This is a genomic window from Pseudomonas sp. NPDC089428, assembly GCF_044749325.1.
Classification (GTDB): Bacteria; Pseudomonadota; Gammaproteobacteria; order Pseudomonadales; family Pseudomonadaceae; genus Aquipseudomonas.
On sequence record NZ_JBIVHT010000003.1, the window covers coordinates 154,036 to 172,335 of the forward strand.

Annotated in this window: 14 protein-coding genes and 1 riboswitch; of the genes, 10 read left to right on the plus strand and 4 right to left on the minus strand. The window is 63.7% G+C overall.

Annotated features, from left to right (window positions below):
* Positions 1-6: 6 nt before the first annotated feature.
* Positions 7-127: riboswitch (yybP-ykoY riboswitch) on the minus strand.
* A 40-nt stretch (positions 128-167) separates the two neighbouring features.
* Together ACIPZ5_RS07110 and ACIPZ5_RS07115 are read right to left on the minus strand one after the other, a co-directional pair.
* Positions 168-1,166, minus strand: coding sequence for a methyltransferase (locus ACIPZ5_RS07110; RefSeq protein ID WP_400807505.1), 999 nt, complete (start codon positions 1,164-1,166; stop codon positions 168-170).
* 64 nt (positions 1,167-1,230) lie between these two features.
* On the minus strand, positions 1,231-2,196 hold the full coding sequence (locus ACIPZ5_RS07115) for a 2-hydroxyacid dehydrogenase (RefSeq protein ID WP_343595638.1): 966 nt from the start codon (positions 2,194-2,196) through the stop codon (positions 1,231-1,233).
* Between the two features lie 162 nt (positions 2,197-2,358).
* On the opposite strand from ACIPZ5_RS07115, the gene ACIPZ5_RS07120 reads away from it, so the two are divergent.
* The 8 genes from ACIPZ5_RS07120 to ACIPZ5_RS07155 all read left to right on the plus strand — a co-directional run bounded on the left by ACIPZ5_RS07120 (position 2,359) and on the right by ACIPZ5_RS07155 (position 14,687).
* Positions 2,359-4,041, plus strand: a complete 1,683-nt coding sequence (locus ACIPZ5_RS07120) for a fatty acid--CoA ligase (protein ID WP_400807506.1) — start codon at positions 2,359-2,361, stop codon at positions 4,039-4,041.
* Between the two features lie 299 nt (positions 4,042-4,340).
* Positions 4,341-6,227 carry a DUF1302 domain-containing protein gene (locus tag ACIPZ5_RS07125; protein ID WP_343595634.1) on the plus strand — a complete coding sequence of 629 codons (1,887 nt, stop codon included), beginning with the start codon at positions 4,341-4,343 and terminating at the stop codon, positions 6,225-6,227.
* Positions 6,228-6,252: 25 nt separating this feature from the next.
* Entirely contained in the window at positions 6,253-7,617 is a 1,365-nt protein-coding gene (locus ACIPZ5_RS07130; protein ID WP_343595632.1) for a DUF1329 domain-containing protein, read from the plus strand.
* Between the two features lie 252 nt (positions 7,618-7,869).
* Complete coding sequence (locus ACIPZ5_RS07135; protein WP_400807510.1) at positions 7,870-10,587, plus strand: LuxR C-terminal-related transcriptional regulator; 2,718 nt, start codon at positions 7,870-7,872, stop codon at positions 10,585-10,587.
* Between the two features lie 175 nt (positions 10,588-10,762).
* Positions 10,763-12,370, plus strand: a complete 1,608-nt coding sequence (locus ACIPZ5_RS07140; protein WP_400807859.1) for a response regulator — start codon at positions 10,763-10,765, stop codon at positions 12,368-12,370.
* On the plus strand, positions 12,367-13,059 hold the full coding sequence (locus ACIPZ5_RS07145; RefSeq protein WP_343595628.1) for a HAMP domain-containing sensor histidine kinase: 693 nt from the start codon (positions 12,367-12,369) through the stop codon (positions 13,057-13,059). The genes ACIPZ5_RS07140 and ACIPZ5_RS07145 overlap by 4 nt, the downstream gene beginning before the upstream one ends.
* A 148-nt stretch (positions 13,060-13,207) precedes the next feature.
* Positions 13,208-13,852, plus strand: coding sequence for an MBL fold metallo-hydrolase (locus tag ACIPZ5_RS07150; protein WP_261942695.1), 645 nt, complete (start codon positions 13,208-13,210; stop codon positions 13,850-13,852).
* A 109-nt stretch (positions 13,853-13,961) separates the two neighbouring features.
* Entirely contained in the window at positions 13,962-14,687 is a 726-nt protein-coding gene (locus ACIPZ5_RS07155) for an OmpA family protein (RefSeq protein WP_085673827.1), read from the plus strand.
* Between the two features lie 59 nt (positions 14,688-14,746).
* Here ACIPZ5_RS07155 and pta read toward each other — a convergent pair whose 3' ends face one another.
* Entirely contained in the window at positions 14,747-16,834 is a 2,088-nt protein-coding gene (pta, locus tag ACIPZ5_RS07160; RefSeq protein ID WP_261942696.1) for a phosphate acetyltransferase, read from the minus strand.
* 31 nt (positions 16,835-16,865) lie between these two features.
* Positions 16,866-17,168, minus strand: a complete 303-nt coding sequence (locus ACIPZ5_RS07165) for a DUF3565 domain-containing protein (RefSeq protein WP_400807514.1) — start codon at positions 17,166-17,168, stop codon at positions 16,866-16,868.
* On the opposite strand from ACIPZ5_RS07165, the gene ACIPZ5_RS07170 reads away from it, so the two are divergent.
* Together ACIPZ5_RS07170 and ACIPZ5_RS07175 are read left to right on the plus strand one after the other, a co-directional pair.
* Positions 17,167-17,652 carry a peptidylprolyl isomerase gene (locus ACIPZ5_RS07170; RefSeq protein WP_027918346.1) on the plus strand — a complete coding sequence of 162 codons (486 nt, stop codon included), beginning with the start codon at positions 17,167-17,169 and terminating at the stop codon, positions 17,650-17,652. The two genes, ACIPZ5_RS07165 and ACIPZ5_RS07170, sit on opposite strands and share 2 nt — an antisense overlap.
* A 146-nt stretch (positions 17,653-17,798) precedes the next feature.
* Positions 17,799-18,281: a glutathione peroxidase gene (locus tag ACIPZ5_RS07175; RefSeq protein WP_261942698.1), complete on the plus strand. Its 483-nt coding sequence runs from the start codon at positions 17,799-17,801 to the stop codon at positions 18,279-18,281.
* The last annotated feature ends 19 nt before the right edge of the window (positions 18,282-18,300 follow it).

Consider the following 18,300-nt stretch of genomic DNA (forward strand, 5'->3'; position numbering starts at 1 on the left):
TTGTCAAACCCCGGACCTGTCTGTGCAGGTCGCTGGGTCGCACGCGCCATGGCCTGTGGGCCAAGTATGTTGACGCGTACCGGGCGAGCAGGGCGCTCGCGGGAGACTACTCCCCTAGGACGGTGCGGATTCTGCCTAGCCGAAACGGTTTCGGCAAGCCCTGATTTCTATCCACGTGTGGCGCGGTAGATGCGGAAGCCATCCGCCTCGGCGCAGGTCTGGCAGTTACCCAGGGCGCCCTCGATCAGTGGCTGATAGCGCAGGAAGCTATTCGCCACAAGGCGCATTTCGCCACCTTTTCGCAGATGTTGGCCGGATTTTTTCAGCAGGTTTTCCGACGCCTGGTAATTGGTGTGCACCCCGGTGTGAAACGGTGGGTTGCTCAGGATCAGGCTGAGGTCGGCGGGCGCGGCATCAATGCCATCGCCGCTGATGACCTCGCCTTCAAGGCTGTTGGCCGCCAGGGTCAGGCGGCTGGCGGCCACGGCGAAGGCATCGACATCCAGCAGGGTAACCCGGCTCTGTGGATAACGGCGTTTGACCGTGGCACCGAGCACGCCAGCGCCACAGCCGAAATCGAGCACATGGCCGACCGGCAGGTTGTCCAGGTGCTTGAGCAGCAGGGCGGTGCCGCGATCGAGGCGACCGTGGCTGAATACTCCCGGCAGGCTCACCACCTGCAGTGGGCCGTCTTCGAGGTCGAGGGTGAAGCGCTCGGCCAGGCTTTCCAGCGGTGTGGCTTGCGGGGCGTTGGCCACGGTTACCTGCCACAGCTGGCAATGCCGTGCGCTGTCCAGCTTGCGCGGTTTGCCGAAAGCCTGCAGCTGCTTGGCTGCGCCCTCGATGCCGCCACGCTTTTCACCCACCAGGTACAGCTCACGGCCAGCCAGGCGCGAGGCCAGGGCATTGAGCAGGTAGGCCGCCAGTTCGCGAGACTTGGGCAGGAACAGCACGGCCGCCTCGAAAGCGACCGGCGGTACGTCGACGCCGTAGTGGCTGCGCCCGGCAAAGCGGCTGTCGAGCATGGCCTGGTCACCGGCATGCCAAGTCCAGCCATGGGCCTGGGGCAGTTGCCCGAGCAGGCCGTCGGCGGGGGCGCCGGCGAGCAGCAGCGGGCCCTGGAACAGCTCTGCCTGGCGGAGCAACACTTCACTGCGCGGGTCCATGGACGACGCCTCCTGAAAAAAGTGGCGCAGTGTAGCAGAGCTGGGCGCGGGACTGAGCTGGCGCTCAGCTGACCACGCGGCGTGGCTGGCCTTCGAAGAAGGCCTGGGCGTTTTCGCTGAGCTGGCCGACGATGCGCTGGCGCGACTCCACCGCGCCCCAGGCGCTGTGCGGGGTGATCAGCAGGCGCGGGATGCCCTTTTCCAGCAGCGGGTTGCCATTGACCGGCGGCTCGACGCTCAGCACATCGGTGGCGGCGCCGCCCAGGTGGCCGTTGCGCAAGGCGTCGGCCAGGGCCTGTTCGTCGATCAACCCACCACGAGCAGTGTTGACCACCAGCGCACCTTTCTTCAGCAGCGCCAGTTCGCGGGCGCCGATCATGTGCCGGGTATGCTCGTTGAGTGGGCAGTGCAGGGTCAGCGCGTCGACCTGCGGCAGCAGTTCGTCCAGCGCCAGGCGATCATCACGGGCCGGGCGGCCAGGGATCTGTCCGCTCAGCACGCGCATGCCGAAGGCTTCGGCCAGCCGTGCCACTGCACCACCCAGTTCGCCATGGCCGAGCAGGCCGAGGGTCTTGCCTTCCAGTTCGACGATCGGGAAATCCAGCAGGCAGAACTGGCTGGCCTTGGCCCACTGGCCGTCGGCCACTGCCTGGTTGTAGTCGCACAGGCGCGTGGCCAGGGCCAGCAGCAGGGCGAGGGTGTGCTGGGCCACCGACGGTGTGCCGTAGCCCTGGCAGTTGCAGACCGTAATGCCCTGGGCGCGGGCAGCTGCCAGGTCGACATTGTTGGTGCCGGTCGCGGCCACCAGGATCAGCTTCAGCTGCGGGTTGGCGGCCAGGGTGGCGGCATCGAGCATGACCTTGTTGCTGACCACCGCCACAGCGCCCTGCAGGCGTTCGGCGACCTGCTCCGGGCGAGTGGCGGCAAACAGCTCGAATTCGTCGAACTGTTGCTGCAACGGTGAAAGGTCGAGGTCGCCAAGGTCCAGAGATTGGTGATCGAGAAACACGGCACGGCGCAAGCTGGGCATCGGTGGGGCTCCGGTGGCAGGGCAGGGGTTGATCCATCCACCCGCACAATGCCACTCATACCTCGCACAGCCAAATCATTCCTTCGGCTGATTTGACCGTCACATTCAGCTACTACAGTAGTTCCAGACTTGTTCGGCATGCTTTTCAGAAAAGGGATCACCATGTTGCAGACCCGCATCATCAAGCCCGCCGAGGGCGCCTATAGCTTCCCTCTGTTGATCAAGCGCCTGCTGATGTCCGGCAGCCGCTACGAAAAGACCCGCGAGATCGTCTACCGCGATCAGCTGCGTCTGACTTATCCACAGCTCAACGAGCGTATCGCCCGCCTTGCCAACGTGCTGACCGAAGCCGGGGTCAAGGCCGGTGATACCGTGGCGGTGATGGACTGGGACAGCCACCGTTACCTGGAATGCATGTTCGCCATCCCGATGATTGGTGCGGTGGTGCACACCATCAACGTGCGCCTGTCGCCGGAACAGATCCTCTACACCATGAACCACGCCGAAGACCGCTTCGTGCTGGTCAACAGCGATTTCGTCGGCCTCTATCAGGCCATCGCCGGGCAACTGACCACGGTCGACAAGACCGTGCTGATCACCGATGGCCCAGACAAGACCGCCGACCTGCCGAACCTGGTCGGCGAATACGAACAACTGCTCGCCGCCGCCAGCCCGCGCTACGACTTCCCGGATTTTGACGAGAACTCGGTGGCCACCACCTTCTACACCACCGGCACCACCGGTAACCCCAAGGGCGTCTACTTCACCCACCGCCAGCTGGTGTTGCATACCCTGGCCGAGGCCGCAGTGACCGGCAGCATCGACAGCGTGCGCCTGCTCGGCAGCAACGACGTGTACATGCCGATCACGCCGATGTTCCACGTGCATGCCTGGGGCATCCCCTACGCGGCCACCATGCTTGGCATGAAGCAGGTCTACCCGGGCCGCTACGAGCCGGACATGCTGGTCAAGCTGTGGCGCGAAGAGAAGGTCACCTTCTCCCATTGTGTGCCGACCATCCTGCAGATGCTGCTCAACTGCCCGTCCTCCCAGGGCGAGCATTTCGGTGGCTGGAAAATCATCATCGGCGGTAGTGCGCTCAACCGGGCGTTGTATGAGGCGGCGTTGGCCCGCGGTATCCAGCTGACGGCTGCGTACGGCATGTCGGAGACCTGCCCGCTGATTTCCGCCGCGCACCTGAATGACGAACTGCAGGCCGGTAGCGAGGATGAACGCGTCACCTACCGCATCAAGGCCGGCGTGCCGGTGCCGCTGGTGGAGGCTGCGATCGTCGATGGCGAGGGCAACTTCCTGCCGGCCGATGGCGAGACCCAGGGCGAACTGGTGCTGCGTGCGCCCTGGTTGACCATGGGTTACTTCAAGGAGCCGGAAAAGAGCGAGGAGCTGTGGCAGGGCGGCTGGCTGCACACCGGTGACGTCGCCACCCTTGACGGCATGGGCTACATCGATATCCGCGACCGCATCAAGGATGTGATCAAGACTGGCGGCGAGTGGATCTCCTCGCTGGACCTCGAAGACCTGATCAGCCGTCATCCGGCCGTGCGCGAAGTGGCGGTGGTCGGGGTTGCCGACCCGCAATGGGGCGAGCGCCCGTTCGCCCTGCTGGTGGTGCGTGACGACAAGGCCATCGACGCCAAGGCGCTCAAGGAACATCTCAAGCCTTTTGTCGAGGAAGGGCACATCAACAAGTGGGCCATTCCGAGCCAGATCGCCGTTGTTACTGAAATTCCCAAGACCAGTGTCGGTAAGCTCGACAAGAAGCGCATCCGCCAGGACATCGTCCAGTGGCAAGCCAGCAACAGCGCCTTCCTGTCCACCTTGTAGCACCCAGCCGGTCGCGTACGATGTAACGCGACCCGCATGCTAGAGGGGCTGAAGCCTTGCCAAACGAAAAAAATCGTCCATGCTTCAGCACGGCCAACGCGCAGTCTGCGCAAATCACACTTTAGAGGGATCAAGCACCTGTGCCTGCTGGCTATAGTCGGGGCCAGGGGATTTTCAGAAATGGGGGAGGGCGGCGCGCGCAAGACGCGTCGTCGCGGGTGCAAGCTCGCATACCGGTCGCACGGGCCGTTTCTGAAGGGACTCACTGCCATAACAATAAAGTACATGGAGTAGCGTCGATGAAATCTGCAAACCCGTTCTGGCGCCGGGCCAAGTTGCCCTTGGCCGTCAGCCTTGCTTCAACGCTCGCAAGTCCTGCTTTCGCTGTCAGCTTCAATATCGGTGAAATCGAAGGCCAGTTCGACTCGTCGCTCTCCGTTGGCGCCAGCTGGTCCACTGCCAACCCCAACAAGAACCTGATCGGTGTCAACAACGGCGGCAAGGGCCTGTCGCAGACCTCCGACGACGGCCACCTGAACTTCAAGAAGGGTGAAACCTTCTCGAAGATCTTCAAAGGCATCCATGACCTTGAACTCAAGTACGGCGACACCGGTGTGTTCGTGCGTGGCAAGTATTGGTACGACTTCGAGCTGAAAGACGAAGGCCGCGAGTTCAAGGACATCAGTGACTCGGGCCGCAAGGAAGGCGCCAAGTCGGCGGGCTCGGAGCTGCTCGATGCGTTCGTCTACCACAACTACTCGATCGGTGATCAGCCTGGTTCGGTACGTTTTGGCAAGCAGGTGGTGAGCTGGGGTGAAAGCACCTTCATCGGCGGCGGCATCAACTCGATCAACCCGATCGACGTAGCAGCCTTCCGCCGTCCGGGTGCCGAGATCAAGGAAGGCCTGATCCCGGTCAACATGTTCTACATCTCGCAGAGCCTGACCGACAACCTGTCGGCCGAGGCCTTCTACCAGCTGGAGTGGGACCAGACCGTCGTCGACAACTGCGGCACGTTCTTCTCCCAGCCTGACATCATCGCCGACGGCTGCACCGACAACCTGCGCGTGCTCAACAGTAGCCGTACCGTGCCTGCTGCGGCCCAGCAGTTCCTCGCCACCCGTGGCGTCAATATCAATGAAGAGGGTGTGATGGTCGCCCGGGGCGCAGACCGCGACGCCCGGGACAGTGGCCAGTTCGGTGTGGCCATGCGCTACATGTTCGAACCGCTCGACACCGAGTTCGGCGCCTACTTCATGAATTATCACAGCCGCGCACCGATCTTCAGTGCCACCGGCGCCTCGCCGTCGGTGTTCCAGGGCATCGCCGGGCTGCCGGCGCAGCTGCGCGCGCTGGCGCCGCTGATCGTTGCGGGCAACTCGAAGTACTTTGTCGAGTACCCCGAAGACATCCGCCTCTACGGCCTGAGCTTCTCCACCACGCTGCCTACCGGTACTGCGTGGAGCGGTGAGATCAGCTACCGGCCTAACGCCCCGGTGCAGCTGAACACCACCGATATCCTGTTCGCCGGTGTACGGCCACTGGGTGGCGCGCTGACCAACGCCTCCCTGCTCACCGGTACCCCGGGCCAGGACCTGCACGGCTATCGCCGCAAGGAAATCACCCAGTTCCAGACCACGCTGACGCACTTCTTCGACCAGGTGATGGGCGCCAGCCGCATGACCGTGGTTGGTGAACTGGGCGTCACCCATGTCGGTGGCCTGGAAAACGCGCACGACACCCGCTATGGCCGCGACCCGGTATTCGGCCCTGGCCCGCTACCCGCTACCGGCGGCGCTGACACCTGCCAGGCGCTCAATGCCAGCACCATCGCCGGCGCCGGCGCTGGCGCCTCGACCACCAACCTCAACCGCAAGTGCGAGAACGACGGTTACACCACCAGTACCTCCTGGGGTTACCGCGCCCGGGTCATCTGGGACTACAACGACGTGTTCGCAGGGGTCAACCTCAAGCCGAACGTGGCCTGGTCGCATGACGTCTCCGGTTACTCGCCAGGCCCTGGCGGCAACTTCGAGGAAGGGCGCAAGGCAGTCAGCCTGGGCCTGGACGCGGAGTACCAGAACACCTACACCGCCAGCCTTTCGTACACCAACTTCTTCGACGGCAAGTACAGCACCGTGGATGATCGCGACTTCGTCGCCCTCAGCTTCGGCGTGAACTTCTAAGAATACTGATCCAGGAAGACACGAGATGAACAAGACCAGAAGTCTGCTGCAAGCCGGTGTACTGGGCCTGTCCCTGCTGGCGACCAGCGTCATGGCTGCGGTATCCGCCGATGAAGCGGCAAAACTGGGCAGCACCCTGACCCCGATGGGCGCGGAAAAGGCCGGTAATGCCGATGGTTCGATCGGCCCGTGGGAGCCGTTGTCCAAGAGCGCAGGCAGCGTCGATGCCAAAGGCTTCCTCGCTGACCCGTATGGCAGCGACAAGCCGCTGTTCACCATCACTGCGCAGAATGCCGAGCAGTACAAGGACAAGCTCTCGCCAGGCCAGCTGGCCATGCTCAAGCGTTACCCGGACACTTACAAAATCCCGGTGTTCAAGACCCATCGCGGCGCCACGGTGCCTGACGATGTGTTTGCCGCCATCAAGAAGAACGCCACTGCGACCACCCTGGTCGAAGGCGGCAACGGCCTGAACAACTTCCAGACAGCCGTACCGTTCCCAATCCCGAAAAGCGGCCTGGAAGTGATCTGGAACCACATCACCCGCTACCGCGGCGGCAGCGTCACCCGCCTGGTGACCCAGGCCACGCCTCAGCAGAACGGCTCGTACAGCCTGGTGTATTTCCAGGACCAGTTCGTGTTCCGCGACCGGATGAAGGACTACGACCCGAACAACCCAGGCAACATCCTGTTCTACTTCAAGCAGGAGGTGACCGCTCCGGCACGCCTGGCCGGTACCGTGCTGCTGGTGCACGAGACCCTCGACCAGGTCAAGGAACCGCGCAAGGCATGGATCTACAACGCCGGTCAGCGCCGCGTGCGTCAGGCCCCGCAGGTGTCGTACGACGGCCCGGGTACTGCGGCCGACGGCCTGCGCACCTCGGACAACCTGGACATGTACAACGGCGCTCCGGACCGCTACGACTGGAAGCTCGAGGGCAAGAAGGAGATGTACATCGCCTCCAACGCCTTCAAGCTGGATGACCCCAAGCTCAAGTACGCCGACATCCTCAAGGCCGGGCACATCAACCAGGACTTGTCCCGTTACGAACTGCGCCGCGTCTGGCACGTGGTTGCAACGCTCAAGCCCGGCCAGCGGCACATCTACGCCAAGCGTGACTTCTATATCGACGAGGACACCTGGCAAGCGGCGGTGATCGACCAGTACGATGGTCGCGGTCAGCTGTGGCGCGTATCCGAGGCCCACGCCCAGCCGTATTACAACGTGCAAGTGCCGTGGTACACCCTCGAAGCCATCTACGACTTGCAGTCGGGCCGCTACCTGGCCCTGGGCATGAAGAACGAAGAGAAGCGCGCTTACGACTTCGGCTTCAGTGCCAGCAAGGCCGATTTCCAGCCAGCCGCCTTGCGTCAGTCGGGTATCCGTTGAGCTGAAAACCTGCAACTCCGTGTGACTCTCCCAGAACGCCCCGGCTTGCCGGGGCGTTTCTGTTTGGCCGGTCGATAAGACCGATGAATACCTCGCCAAAGCCCCGTTCCAGCCACTGTCCATCAGCCATGTTGCTTTTTGTCGCAGTCTTTTCCAGGCTTATGGCGCCCATCATCTTCAAATGCGTGGCATTACCCGCTAGTCTCGCAAGCATCCGTACCGCCGTAGTTTTTCCAACAGAACGAGCCGGCCATGACAGATCTGTCCCGTACGCATGGATTCGCCAGCCAGGCCCTGGGCCTGCTGGACGGGCGTTTCTTCCGGCCTCCGCAGCCGGACGGCCACGTGCCGCGTGCACGCTTGTGCCAGCGCTTGCAGGGCGGCCTTGGCGGGCGCCTGTTGCTGGTCAACGCCCCTGCCGGCTTTGGCAAAAGCTCCCTGGCCATTGAGTTCTGCGAGTCGCTGCCCAGCCATTGGCGCAGCCTCTGGCTCGGCCTGAGCCAACGGGACGCTGACCCCGGTCGTTTCCTCGAACGCCTGCTCGAAGGCCTGCAGCAGTACTGCCCGGCACTGGGTGGGCAGGCCATGGGCCTGCTGAAGATGCGTCAGCGCCACCAGCCCTTTGCCTTCGAAGAATGGCTCGACAGCTTGCTCGACGAGTTGGCGCTCTATCTCCAGGCCGATACGCCTTTGCTGATGGTGCTGGACGACTACCATCTGGCCCAGGGGCCCGTACTCGATCGCTGCCTGCAGTTCTTCCTCAACCACTTGCCCGCTGGCCTGGTACTGCTGGTGACCAGCCGCCAGCGCCCGGACTGGCACCTGGCGCGGCTGCGCCTGTCCCGGCAGTTGACCGAACTCAGCGAGCAGGACCTGCGCCTGACCCCTGAAGAGTCACTGGCGGTGATTGGTCGCCAACCCACAGGGCTGCGTGGCCAGGCGCTCGACAACCTGATTCAACGCAGTGACGGCTGGGTGGCCGGGCTGCGTTTCTGGCAGTTGGCAGCCAGCGAAGCCGGTGACGAACATGCCTTGCCCCAGGCCCTGCACGGTGGTGAAGGGTTGATCCGCGACTACCTGCTGGAAGAAGTCATCGAGATGCTGCCTGCGGATGTGCAGGCGTTTCTGTTCGACACGTCCTGCCAGGAGCGCTTCTGCGCGGCGCTGTGCGATGCACTGCGTGACCGTCATGACAGTGAAGCGATCCTGCGGTATCTGCAGGCGCATCAGGTTTTCCTGGTGCCACTGGACGAGCATGGCCACTGGTATCGCTACCATCACCTGTTCTCCGACCTGCTGCGCAGCCGCCAGTCCAGCGAACCGCTGGCGCGCCTGCACCTGCGTGCCTGCCGCTGGTTCCAGGCCCAGGGCTTGCTCGACGAGGCGGTGGAACAGGCGCTGCGCGCCGGCCACCTCGATGTCGCTGCCGACCTGGTGCAGAGCCTGTCCGAGGAGCAACTGCTGGCCGAGCAGAATGTCGGCATGCTCTTGCGCTGGAAGATGGACTTGCCCGACAGCCTGCTGATCAGCACCCCGCGCTTGATCGTGCTTTACAGCTGGGCGCTTGGCCTGGCCTGCCAACTGGATGCCGCTGAGGAACTGGCCAGTTATCTCAGCCGCTTCCTGCCGGCACCTTCAGCCACCGCACAGAAGTCGATGCTGGCGCAGTGGCTGGCCCTGAGCGGGGTCATTGCCCGTGGCCGGGGTGACCGCGAGCGCACGCTGGCCTATTGCGGCGAAGCGCTGCAGAGCCTGCCGAGCAAACGCTACGGGCAACGACTGGTGTGCCTGTCGACGCTGTCCAACCTGGCCATTGCCGATGGCGACTTCTGGCGTGCGCGCGGCTGGAACCGCGAAGCGCTGGAACTGGCGCAGCGTGTCGGCAACCCGTTGTTCGAGGCGCTGGCGCATTACGATCGTGCGCGGGTGCTGCATGCCCGCGGCGAGGTATTGCGGGCGCTGGATGAAGTGCGCCAAGGTTTGCAGCGCCTGCAGGGGCTGTCGGCACAGCGGCTGTACGCGGTGCGGGCGCGGCTGACCCTGTACGAGGGTTATCTGCTGGTGGCACGCCTGCATCCCGCGCAAGGGCGGGCGCGCCTGCGTGCAGGGCTGGGCGAGGCGCGCGCCTGCCGAGACATCAGCGTGCTGATCGGCCATTGCGTGATTGCCTCGCTCGATGGCCGTGAGGGCCAGTATGCCGAGGCGTTCGCCGAGCTGGCCGAGGCGGAACGGTTGATGCACATCTGGGATGTGCCACCGATCTTCTACCTGGCGATGATTACCCTGGTGAAGTGCGAGCTGTGGCTCGCCCAGGGCCGTATCGACCTGGCCGAATCCTGGTTGCTGCGCCTGGGGCAGACCTACGGCGGCGAGCACCCTGCGGCGGCGCCAGAGTTCCACCCCTTGTTGCCGCTGCATATCGAATTGCAGCAGGCACTGCTCGAGCGCGTGCAGCAGCGCAGCGAAGACGCCGTGGCACGCCTGTGCGCCCTGGCCGAACGCGGGCGGGCCAGTGGCGGCATGATGCTCACCCTGCACGCATTGTCGCAGTGGGTCGACCTGTTGTTGAGCGAGGGGCGTGAAGCACAGGCAGCGCAGCTGCTGCCCATGGCTTTGAACGCAGCCCGGGGTGGGGTTGTACAACCTTTCCAGCGGCTGATCGAATTGCACCCTGCATGGCTGCGTGAGCAGCTGCTTGCGCAACCAGCCTGCCAGGCCCAGGCAGAACTGCTGACTCGACTGCCCGAGCCTGCAGCCCATACAGGCAGCGCCGCTGAAGCATTGAGCGGTCGGGAGCTGGCGGTGCTCGAGTTGATCGCCCAAGGCTGTTCCAACCAGCAGATCAGCGAGCGGCTGTTCATCTCCCTGCACACCGTCAAGACCCACGCCAGCCATATCAACAGCAAGCTTGGGGTGGAGCGTCGTACCCAGGCAGTGGCCCGGGCCAAGTCGTTGGGCTTGCTGGCCTGAAGCTAGCCGCAAGGGGCATGGCGTCATAAAATAATGGCTCTGAGCCATCATGCCTTTTCGGGGCGAGTCCGCTGCATTTTCCACCCTCATCTTTCCAGACCGGTTGCCGATAAAGGTTTCGGCGGTATGCATGGCCTCACGCCATCCACTCAACTACTCAATACAGGTCGTGTTGATGCTGCAGTACGGGCAAAAAAGCTTTCTGATCGTCGACGACTTCACCGACTTTCGCACGTCGACCCGTTCCATGCTGCGCGAACTGGGCGTGCGCGATGTGGACACTGCGGACAGCGGCGAGCAGGCCCTGCGCATGTGCGGGCAGAAGCGCTACGACTATATCCTCCAGGACTTCCACCTCGGCGATGGCAAGAAGAACGGCCAGCAGGTCCTTGAGGACTTGATCCTCGACAAACTGATCAGCCATGAATGCGTATTCATCATGGTCACTGCCGAGAGCAGCCAGGCCATCGTGCTCAGTGCTCTCGAGCACGAGCCGGATGCCTACCTGACCAAGCCGTTCAACCGCGTGGGCCTGGCCCAGCGCCTGGACAAACTGACCCAGCGCAAGAGCTTGCTCAAGCCGATTCTGCAGGCCCTCGACCGTGGTCGCCCGGCTGAAGTGCTGGCGGCGTGTGCCGAGCTGTGCAAGAAGGATCCGCGTTTTGCGCCGTTGTGCCTGCGTTATCGCGCCGACGCGCTGCGCGACCTCAACCGCTTCGATGAACTGGAGAAGTTTCTCAAGAGCATCCTCGCCAGCCGCCCGCAGCCCTGGGTGTATTCGGCGCTGGGCAGCTTGATGCACAAGCGTGGGCAGAACGCCCAGGCCCAGGGTGTCTATGAGCAGGCGCTCAAGGCATTCCCGATCATGCCCGGGCTGTACGATGGCATGGCCGAAGTGCTGGTCGCTCAAGGCGAAACCCGGCGTGCCCAGAGCATGCTCGAGGAAGCGGTGCGCTTGTCACCCCTGGCGGTGCGCCGGCAGGCTGCACTGGGCAAGTTGGCGCTGAGCAACGAAGACTTCGAAAGCGCCTCCAAGGCCTTCCGCCATGCGGTGAATCAGGGCCAGAGCTCGCGCTACAAGGATGCCGAAAGCAACCTTGGTCTGGTCCAGGCGCTGATGAGCAAGAACGCCGGCTTCGGCCTGGATGCCCGTGCCCGGGTCGAAATCAACACCGTGCTCAGTGAAGTGGCCAAGGACAACATCGAAGATCAGGGCCTGCAAGTGCGTGCCCGGCTGATGAAGGCCGCCAGCCTGCAGCAGGCGGGCGACCCCGAGACCGCCGCCAAGCTTACCGAGCAGGCCATGCAGCGGCTGGAGAAGATGGACCAGTTCTTCTCGGTCGAAGCCGCCCTGACCGTGGCCAAACAGTTGCAGTCGCTCGGCCAGGAAGCGGCAGGCGGCACCATTCTCAAGGGGTGCGTGGAAACCTACGGCGACGACCCCAAGGTCATGCAGAGCGTGGCCAAACTGACTGATGACCCGGCCGTGTTGGGCGCCGTCACCGAAGCGGTCGACCTCAACCGCCAAGGCGTGCGCAGCTACCAGGCCGGGCAGCTCAACGAAGCCTTGCAGATGTTCCGCAAGGCCCTGTCGCTGCAACCGAAGAACATCAGTATCGCGCTCAACACGGCGCAGGCCTTGCTGCGCATCGGAGGTGAGGTGACCCCGCCAGCGATCCAGCAGGAATGCCGCGACTGCCTGACCCGCGTGGCCGGCATCCCGACCAGCGACAGCCGCTACGACCGCTACCGCAAACTGCACATCAAGGTCTTCGGCGCATGAGCCAGGATAATCAGGGGCTGGATTTTTCCACGGTGATCGCCTCCACCGTGCATGACCTGAAGAACTCACTGTCTGCGCTGATCCAATCCCATGACCAGTGGCTGGCACGGCTGCCCGAAGAATGGCGCAGCGGTACCGAGCAGGGCGTGATCGAGCATGAGTTCCGCCACCTTAACGGCATGCTGGTGCAGTTGCTGGGGCTGTACAAGCTGGGGGTGAACCAGCTGCCGGTATGCCCGGACTACCACGAGCTGGATGACTTCATCGAGGCCCAGCTGGCGGCCCACCAGGAAGTGCTGCAGCACAATGACATCCTGGCGACCTGGCGTGTCGACACCGACAACCCGCTGGGTTTCTTCGACCGCGAGCTGGTGGCCTCGGTGATCGCCAACGTGATCACCAACGCCACCCGCTATGCCGGCCATGCGCTGTTGGTCAGCATTGGCGAGGAGCACGAGCATCTGGTCATCAGCGTCAACGACGACGGCCCGGGCTATCCAGCGCGGATGCTCGAGCGTCAGCAGGATTACGTGCAGGGCATCGACTCGCAGAGCGGCAGTACCGGGCTCGGGCTGTATTTCGCGGCGCGGATTGCGGCGTTGCATGAGCGTAACGGCGTGCGCGGGCGGATCGAGATTGCCAATGGGGGAGCACTTGGGGGCGGGTTGTTCAGGTTGTATTTGCCGTAGCGTGAGGGCTGCCATGTGTTCGCCACAACATCTTCAGCGCCTGTGAGATCGAGCGCCGCCCGCGCGGCGCTCGGTCTCACAGGCGCTGCATCTCTCAAGACAGACACCCCAGACCACGCTAACATCCGGGCAGTAGTCAGGAGCCCCCATGAACACTGCCCCAACCACCCTCATCCGCGAAACCTTCCCCGTAGGCCCCCTGCAGTGCAACTGCACGCTGATCGGCGACCCGGTCAGCAAGAAGGCCATCGTCGTCGACCCGGGTGGTGACCCGGACAAGATCCTCGCCCGGCTGCAGGCCCATGGCCTGACGCTGGTGAGCATCATCCACACCCACGCGCACTTCGACCATTTCCTTGCTTCGGGCAAGCTCAAGGAACTCACCGGCGCCACCTTGCACCTGCACAAGCAGGACCAGCCGCTGTGGGACAACCTGGAGATGCAATGCCAGATGTTCGGCGTGCCCTACACCCCGGTGCCGTCGCCAGACCGTTGGCTCGGCGATGACGAGGAGCTCGCCTGTGGTTGTGGCGTGGCCCTGCACACGCCAGGGCACACGCCAGGCTCGATGAGTTTCTGGTTCGCCGACGCCAAGCTGCTGATCGCCGGCGATACCCTGTTCCGCCGTGGTATCGGCCGCACCGACCTGTGGGGTGGTGACCAGCGCGCCATCGTGCGCTCGATCAAGGAGCGGCTGTATCGTCTGGACGAAGATGCCGTCGTGGTCACTGGCCACGGGCCGGATACACGCCTGGGCGACGAGATGCGCGAGAACCCGTTCGTGCGGGCCTGAGCCTGCATGAAAAGCCTTTCATGGAATTTTTCCGTATCCTGGCAATCCAAGGCTGGCATAGATCCCTCCGTGATCTGCCGCACACACGAATTTTTGTAGGAGCTTGTCCATGTTCACCATGCGTCGTCTGATTATCGTCGCAACCGCTGCTGCCCTGATGACCGGCTGTGCCGGGCAGAATCCTTACGACAGCCAAGGCCAGGCGCAGGGCGAGTCCTCGGGGATGAGCAAGACCGCCAAGTACGGTGGCCTGGGCGCCCTGGCCGGCGCAATCGCCGGTGCAGCCATCGACCACAACAACCGTGGCAAGGGTGCGCTGATTGGTGCCGCCGCCGTCGGTGCCGCCGCTGCCGGTTACGGCTACTACGCCGACAAACAGGAAGCCGAGCTGCGCGCGAAAATGGCCAACACCGGCGTTGAAGTTCAGCGCCAGGGCGACCAGATCAAACTGATCATGCCGGGCAACATCACCTTCGCCACCGACTCGGCCAACATTTCGCCGAGCTTCTACAACCCGCTGAACAACCTGGCCAACTCGTTCAAGTCGTTCAACCAGAACACCATCGAAGTGGTCGGCTTCACCGACAGCACCGGCAGCCGCCAGCACAACATGGACCTGTCGCAGCGCCGCGCTCAGGCCGTCAGCACCTACCTGACCTCGCAGGGCGTGGATGCTTCGCGTGTGACCGTACGTGGCATGGGCCCGGACCAGCCGATCGCCAGCAATGCCGACGCCAACGGCCGCGCGCAGAACCGCCGTGTAGAGGTCAACCTGAAGCCTATTCCAGGTCAGCAGTATGACCAGCAACAAGGCCAGGTTCAGCAGTACCCGTAAGCCGTTCAGTACGGCGCAATGAAAAAGGGCAGGCCGGTCACGGTCTGCCCTTTTTCATTTCAGCGGATGCTGCTGGCCTGAATCGCAGTCAGGGCGATGGTATGCACGATATCGTCCACCTGCGCCCCGCGTGGCAAGTCGTTCACTGGTTTGCGCAACCCCTGCAGCATTGGCCCCAGGCTGACCCCGTCGGTGCTCCGCTGCACCGCCTTGTGGGTGGTGTTGCCGGTGTTCAGGTCCGGGAACACGAACACCGTCGCACGCCCGGCCACCTGGCTCTCTGGGGCCAACTGGCGAGCGACTTGCGGGTTGGCAGCCGCGTCGTACTGCAGCGGCCCGTCGATCAGCAGCCCTTGCTCCGCAGCCTGCGCCAGGCGCGTGGCTTCGCGCACTTTCTCGACTTCCTCGTCACTTGCCGAATCGCTCGAATAGCTGATCATCGCCACCCGTGGCGCGATGCCGAAGGCTTGCGCCGATTCAGCGCTCTGCCGGGCAATTTCGGCCAGTTCACTGGCGCTGGGGTGCGGGTTCATCACGCAGTCGCCGTAGACCAGCACCTGCTCGGGGAACAGCATGAAGAACACCGACGATACCAGGCTGGCGCCGGGCGCGGTCTTGATCAGCTGCAGTGCCGGGCGAATGGTGTTGGCAGTGGAGTGCACCAGGCCCGAGACCAGGCCATCGACCTCGTCCAGGGCCAGCATCATGGTGCCGATCACCACTGGGTCTTCCAGTTGTTGCTCGGCCATGGGCGCATTGAGATTCTTGCTCTTGCGCAGGTTGACCATCGGTTCGACATAGCGCCCGCGAATCAGCTCGGGGTCGAGTATCTCCAGGTCTGGCGGCAGGGTAATGCCTTGCGCGCGGGCCACCGCTTCGACTTCCTCTGGCTTGGCCAGCAGCACGCATCGGGCGATGCCGCGCGCCTGGCAGATTGCCGCAGCCTGTACCAGTAGCGGCTCGGCGCCTTCCGGCAGGACGATGCGCTTGTTGGCCTGTTGTGCCCGCTGGATCAGTTGATAGCGGAATACCGCCGGCGACAGGCGCATTTCCCGTGGTGTGCCGCAGCGCTGGTGCAGCCAGGCGGCATCCAGGTGGCTGGCGACGAAGTCGGTGATGAATTCGGCCCGGTCACGGTCATCCACCGGGATTTCGCGGTTCAGCGAGTTGAGCAGGTTGGCGGTGTCGTACGAGCCGGTGCTCACCGACAGGATCGGCAGTCCGGCCTGCAGGGCGCCACGGCACAGGTCGAGGATGCGTGCATCGGGTTTGCTGTCACTGGTCAGCAGCAGGCCGGCCAGGGGCACGCCGTTGATGGCGGCCAGGCTCACGGCGAGGATGATGTCGTCGCGATCGCCCGGGGTCACCACCAGGGTGCCCGGGGTCAGCAGGGGCACGGTATTGGCCACGGTGCGGGCGCAGATGATGATCTTGTTCATCCGGCGTTGCTCGTAGTCGCCGGCGTTGAGCACCTGGGCACCCAACAGTTCGGCCACGTCGCGGGTGCGTGGGGCGTTCAGCTCGGGCTGGTAGGGAATGCAGCCGAGCAGGCGAAAGTCGTTGCCGCGCAGCAGCGGCGAATGTTCGCGCAGGCGGGTGGCAAAGTCGGCCATGCTCTCGTCGGTGCGTACCTTGTTGAGGATCAGCCCGAGCACTTTAGGATCGCGTGGGCCGCCGAACAGCTGGGCCTGCAGCTCGACCCGCCCGGACAGCTCGCTGAGCACTTCGTTTTCCGGGGCGGAAACCAGGATCACTTCGGCATCCAGGCTCTTGGCCAGGTGCAGGTTGACCCGCGCCGCATAGCTGGCATGGCGGGTCGGCACCATGCCCTCGACCACCACCACGTCATTGCCGACGCAGGCTTGCTGGTACAGGCGGATGATCTGTTCGAGCAACTCGTCCAGCTGGCCATCGCCAAGCATGCGCTCGACATGGGCCAGGCTCAGTGGCACCGGTGGCTTGATGCCGTGGGTGCGGGCAACCAGTTCGGTGGAGCGCTCCGGGCCCGTGTCGCCGGGGTGAGGCTGGGCGATCGGCTTGAAGAAGCCGACCTTGAGCCCTGCGCGCTCCAGGGTGCGGACCAGGCCCAGGCTGATGGAAGTCAGGCCGACACCAAAGTCGGTCGGCGCAATGAAAAATGTCTGCATGCGTGCTTCTCGGAATAAGCGGTGCAAGGAATCAACGGCCAAGGGTAGCGCTATCGGCCCCTTGTGCGCACCAGCCGCAAGCGAAAGGCTGGCCGATGTGCCCGGCGCGCTGCCCGGCGTCGAGCACCCACGGGCGAGCCTGCCACGGTGGCTGGTGGCGCAGGTGCTGGGTGTGGCCGCAGGACAGCTCGACCACCCAGTGGCCTTCTTCGTCCTGGTGGAAGCCGGTGATCCGACTGATGGGTCGCCCCTCGTCCGCGCTGCGGTCGCAATCGGGCGATGCCTTGGTTACACTTGTCCGCTCTACATACTTTTGCAAAAGGTCTTGCCCCATGCTGATCGCCGCCAACAAGGCTGTCTCCATCGACTATACCCTGACCAACGACGCCGGGGAGACCATCGACAGCTCCGCCGGTGGCGCGCCGCTGGTTTACCTGCACGGTGCCGCCAACATCATCCCAGGCCTGGAAAAAGCCCTGGAAGGCAAGCAGGCCGGTGACGAGCTGGAAGTTGCCATCGAGCCGGAAGATGCTTACGGCGAATACCTGGCCGAACTGGTCAGCACCCTGAACCGCAGCCTGTTCGAAGGCGTTGACCAACTGGAAGTCGGCATGCAGTTCCACGCCTCTGCGCCGGACGGCCAGATGCAGATCGTCACCATCCGCGATATCGACGGCGACGACATCACTGTCGACGGCAACCACCCACTGGCTGGCCAGCGCCTGAACTTCAAGGTCAAGGTTGTCGACGTGCGTGACGCCAGCGAAGAAGAAATCGCTCACCGTCACATCCACGGTGAAGGTGGCCATCACCACTGATTTTCTGCGCTAAGCTCAGAAAGTCGCCAGGCGCTCGGACAAGCCGGCATGCCTCCCCAGCGGGAGGTGCGCGGCTTGGAAGAGCGCCTTTTTAGTGGGCGCAATTTGCCCCCAGCGGCAACCGGGAACCTGAGAGGGGATTCATCATGAGTGCATTTCACGACCTGACGTTGAAAGCGCTGAACGGCGAGGACCTGCCCCTGGCACCGTTCAAGGGCCAGGTGGTGCTGGTGGTCAATGTCGCCTCCAAGTGTGGCCTGACGCCTCAATACGCCTCATTGGAAAAGCTCCAGCAGCAGTTCAAGGGCAAGGGCTTCAATGTGCTGGGCCTGCCCTGCAACCAGTTCGCCGGCCAGGAGCCTGGCAGCGAAAAGGAAATCCAGGATTTTTGCAGCCGCAACTACGGCGTGAGCTTCCCGCTGAGTGCCAAGCTCGAAGTCAATGGCCATGACCGTCACCAGCTGTACCGTCTGCTGGCGGGCGAGGGGGCGGAGTTCCCCGGTGACATCACCTGGAACTTCGAGAAGTTCCTGGTGGGCAAGGACGGCCGGGTGCTGGCGCGCTTCGCCCCGCGTACCGCGCCGGACGACCCGACCGTGGTACAGGCAATCGAGAGAGCGCTGACCTGACTGCGTAACCTGTGGGAGC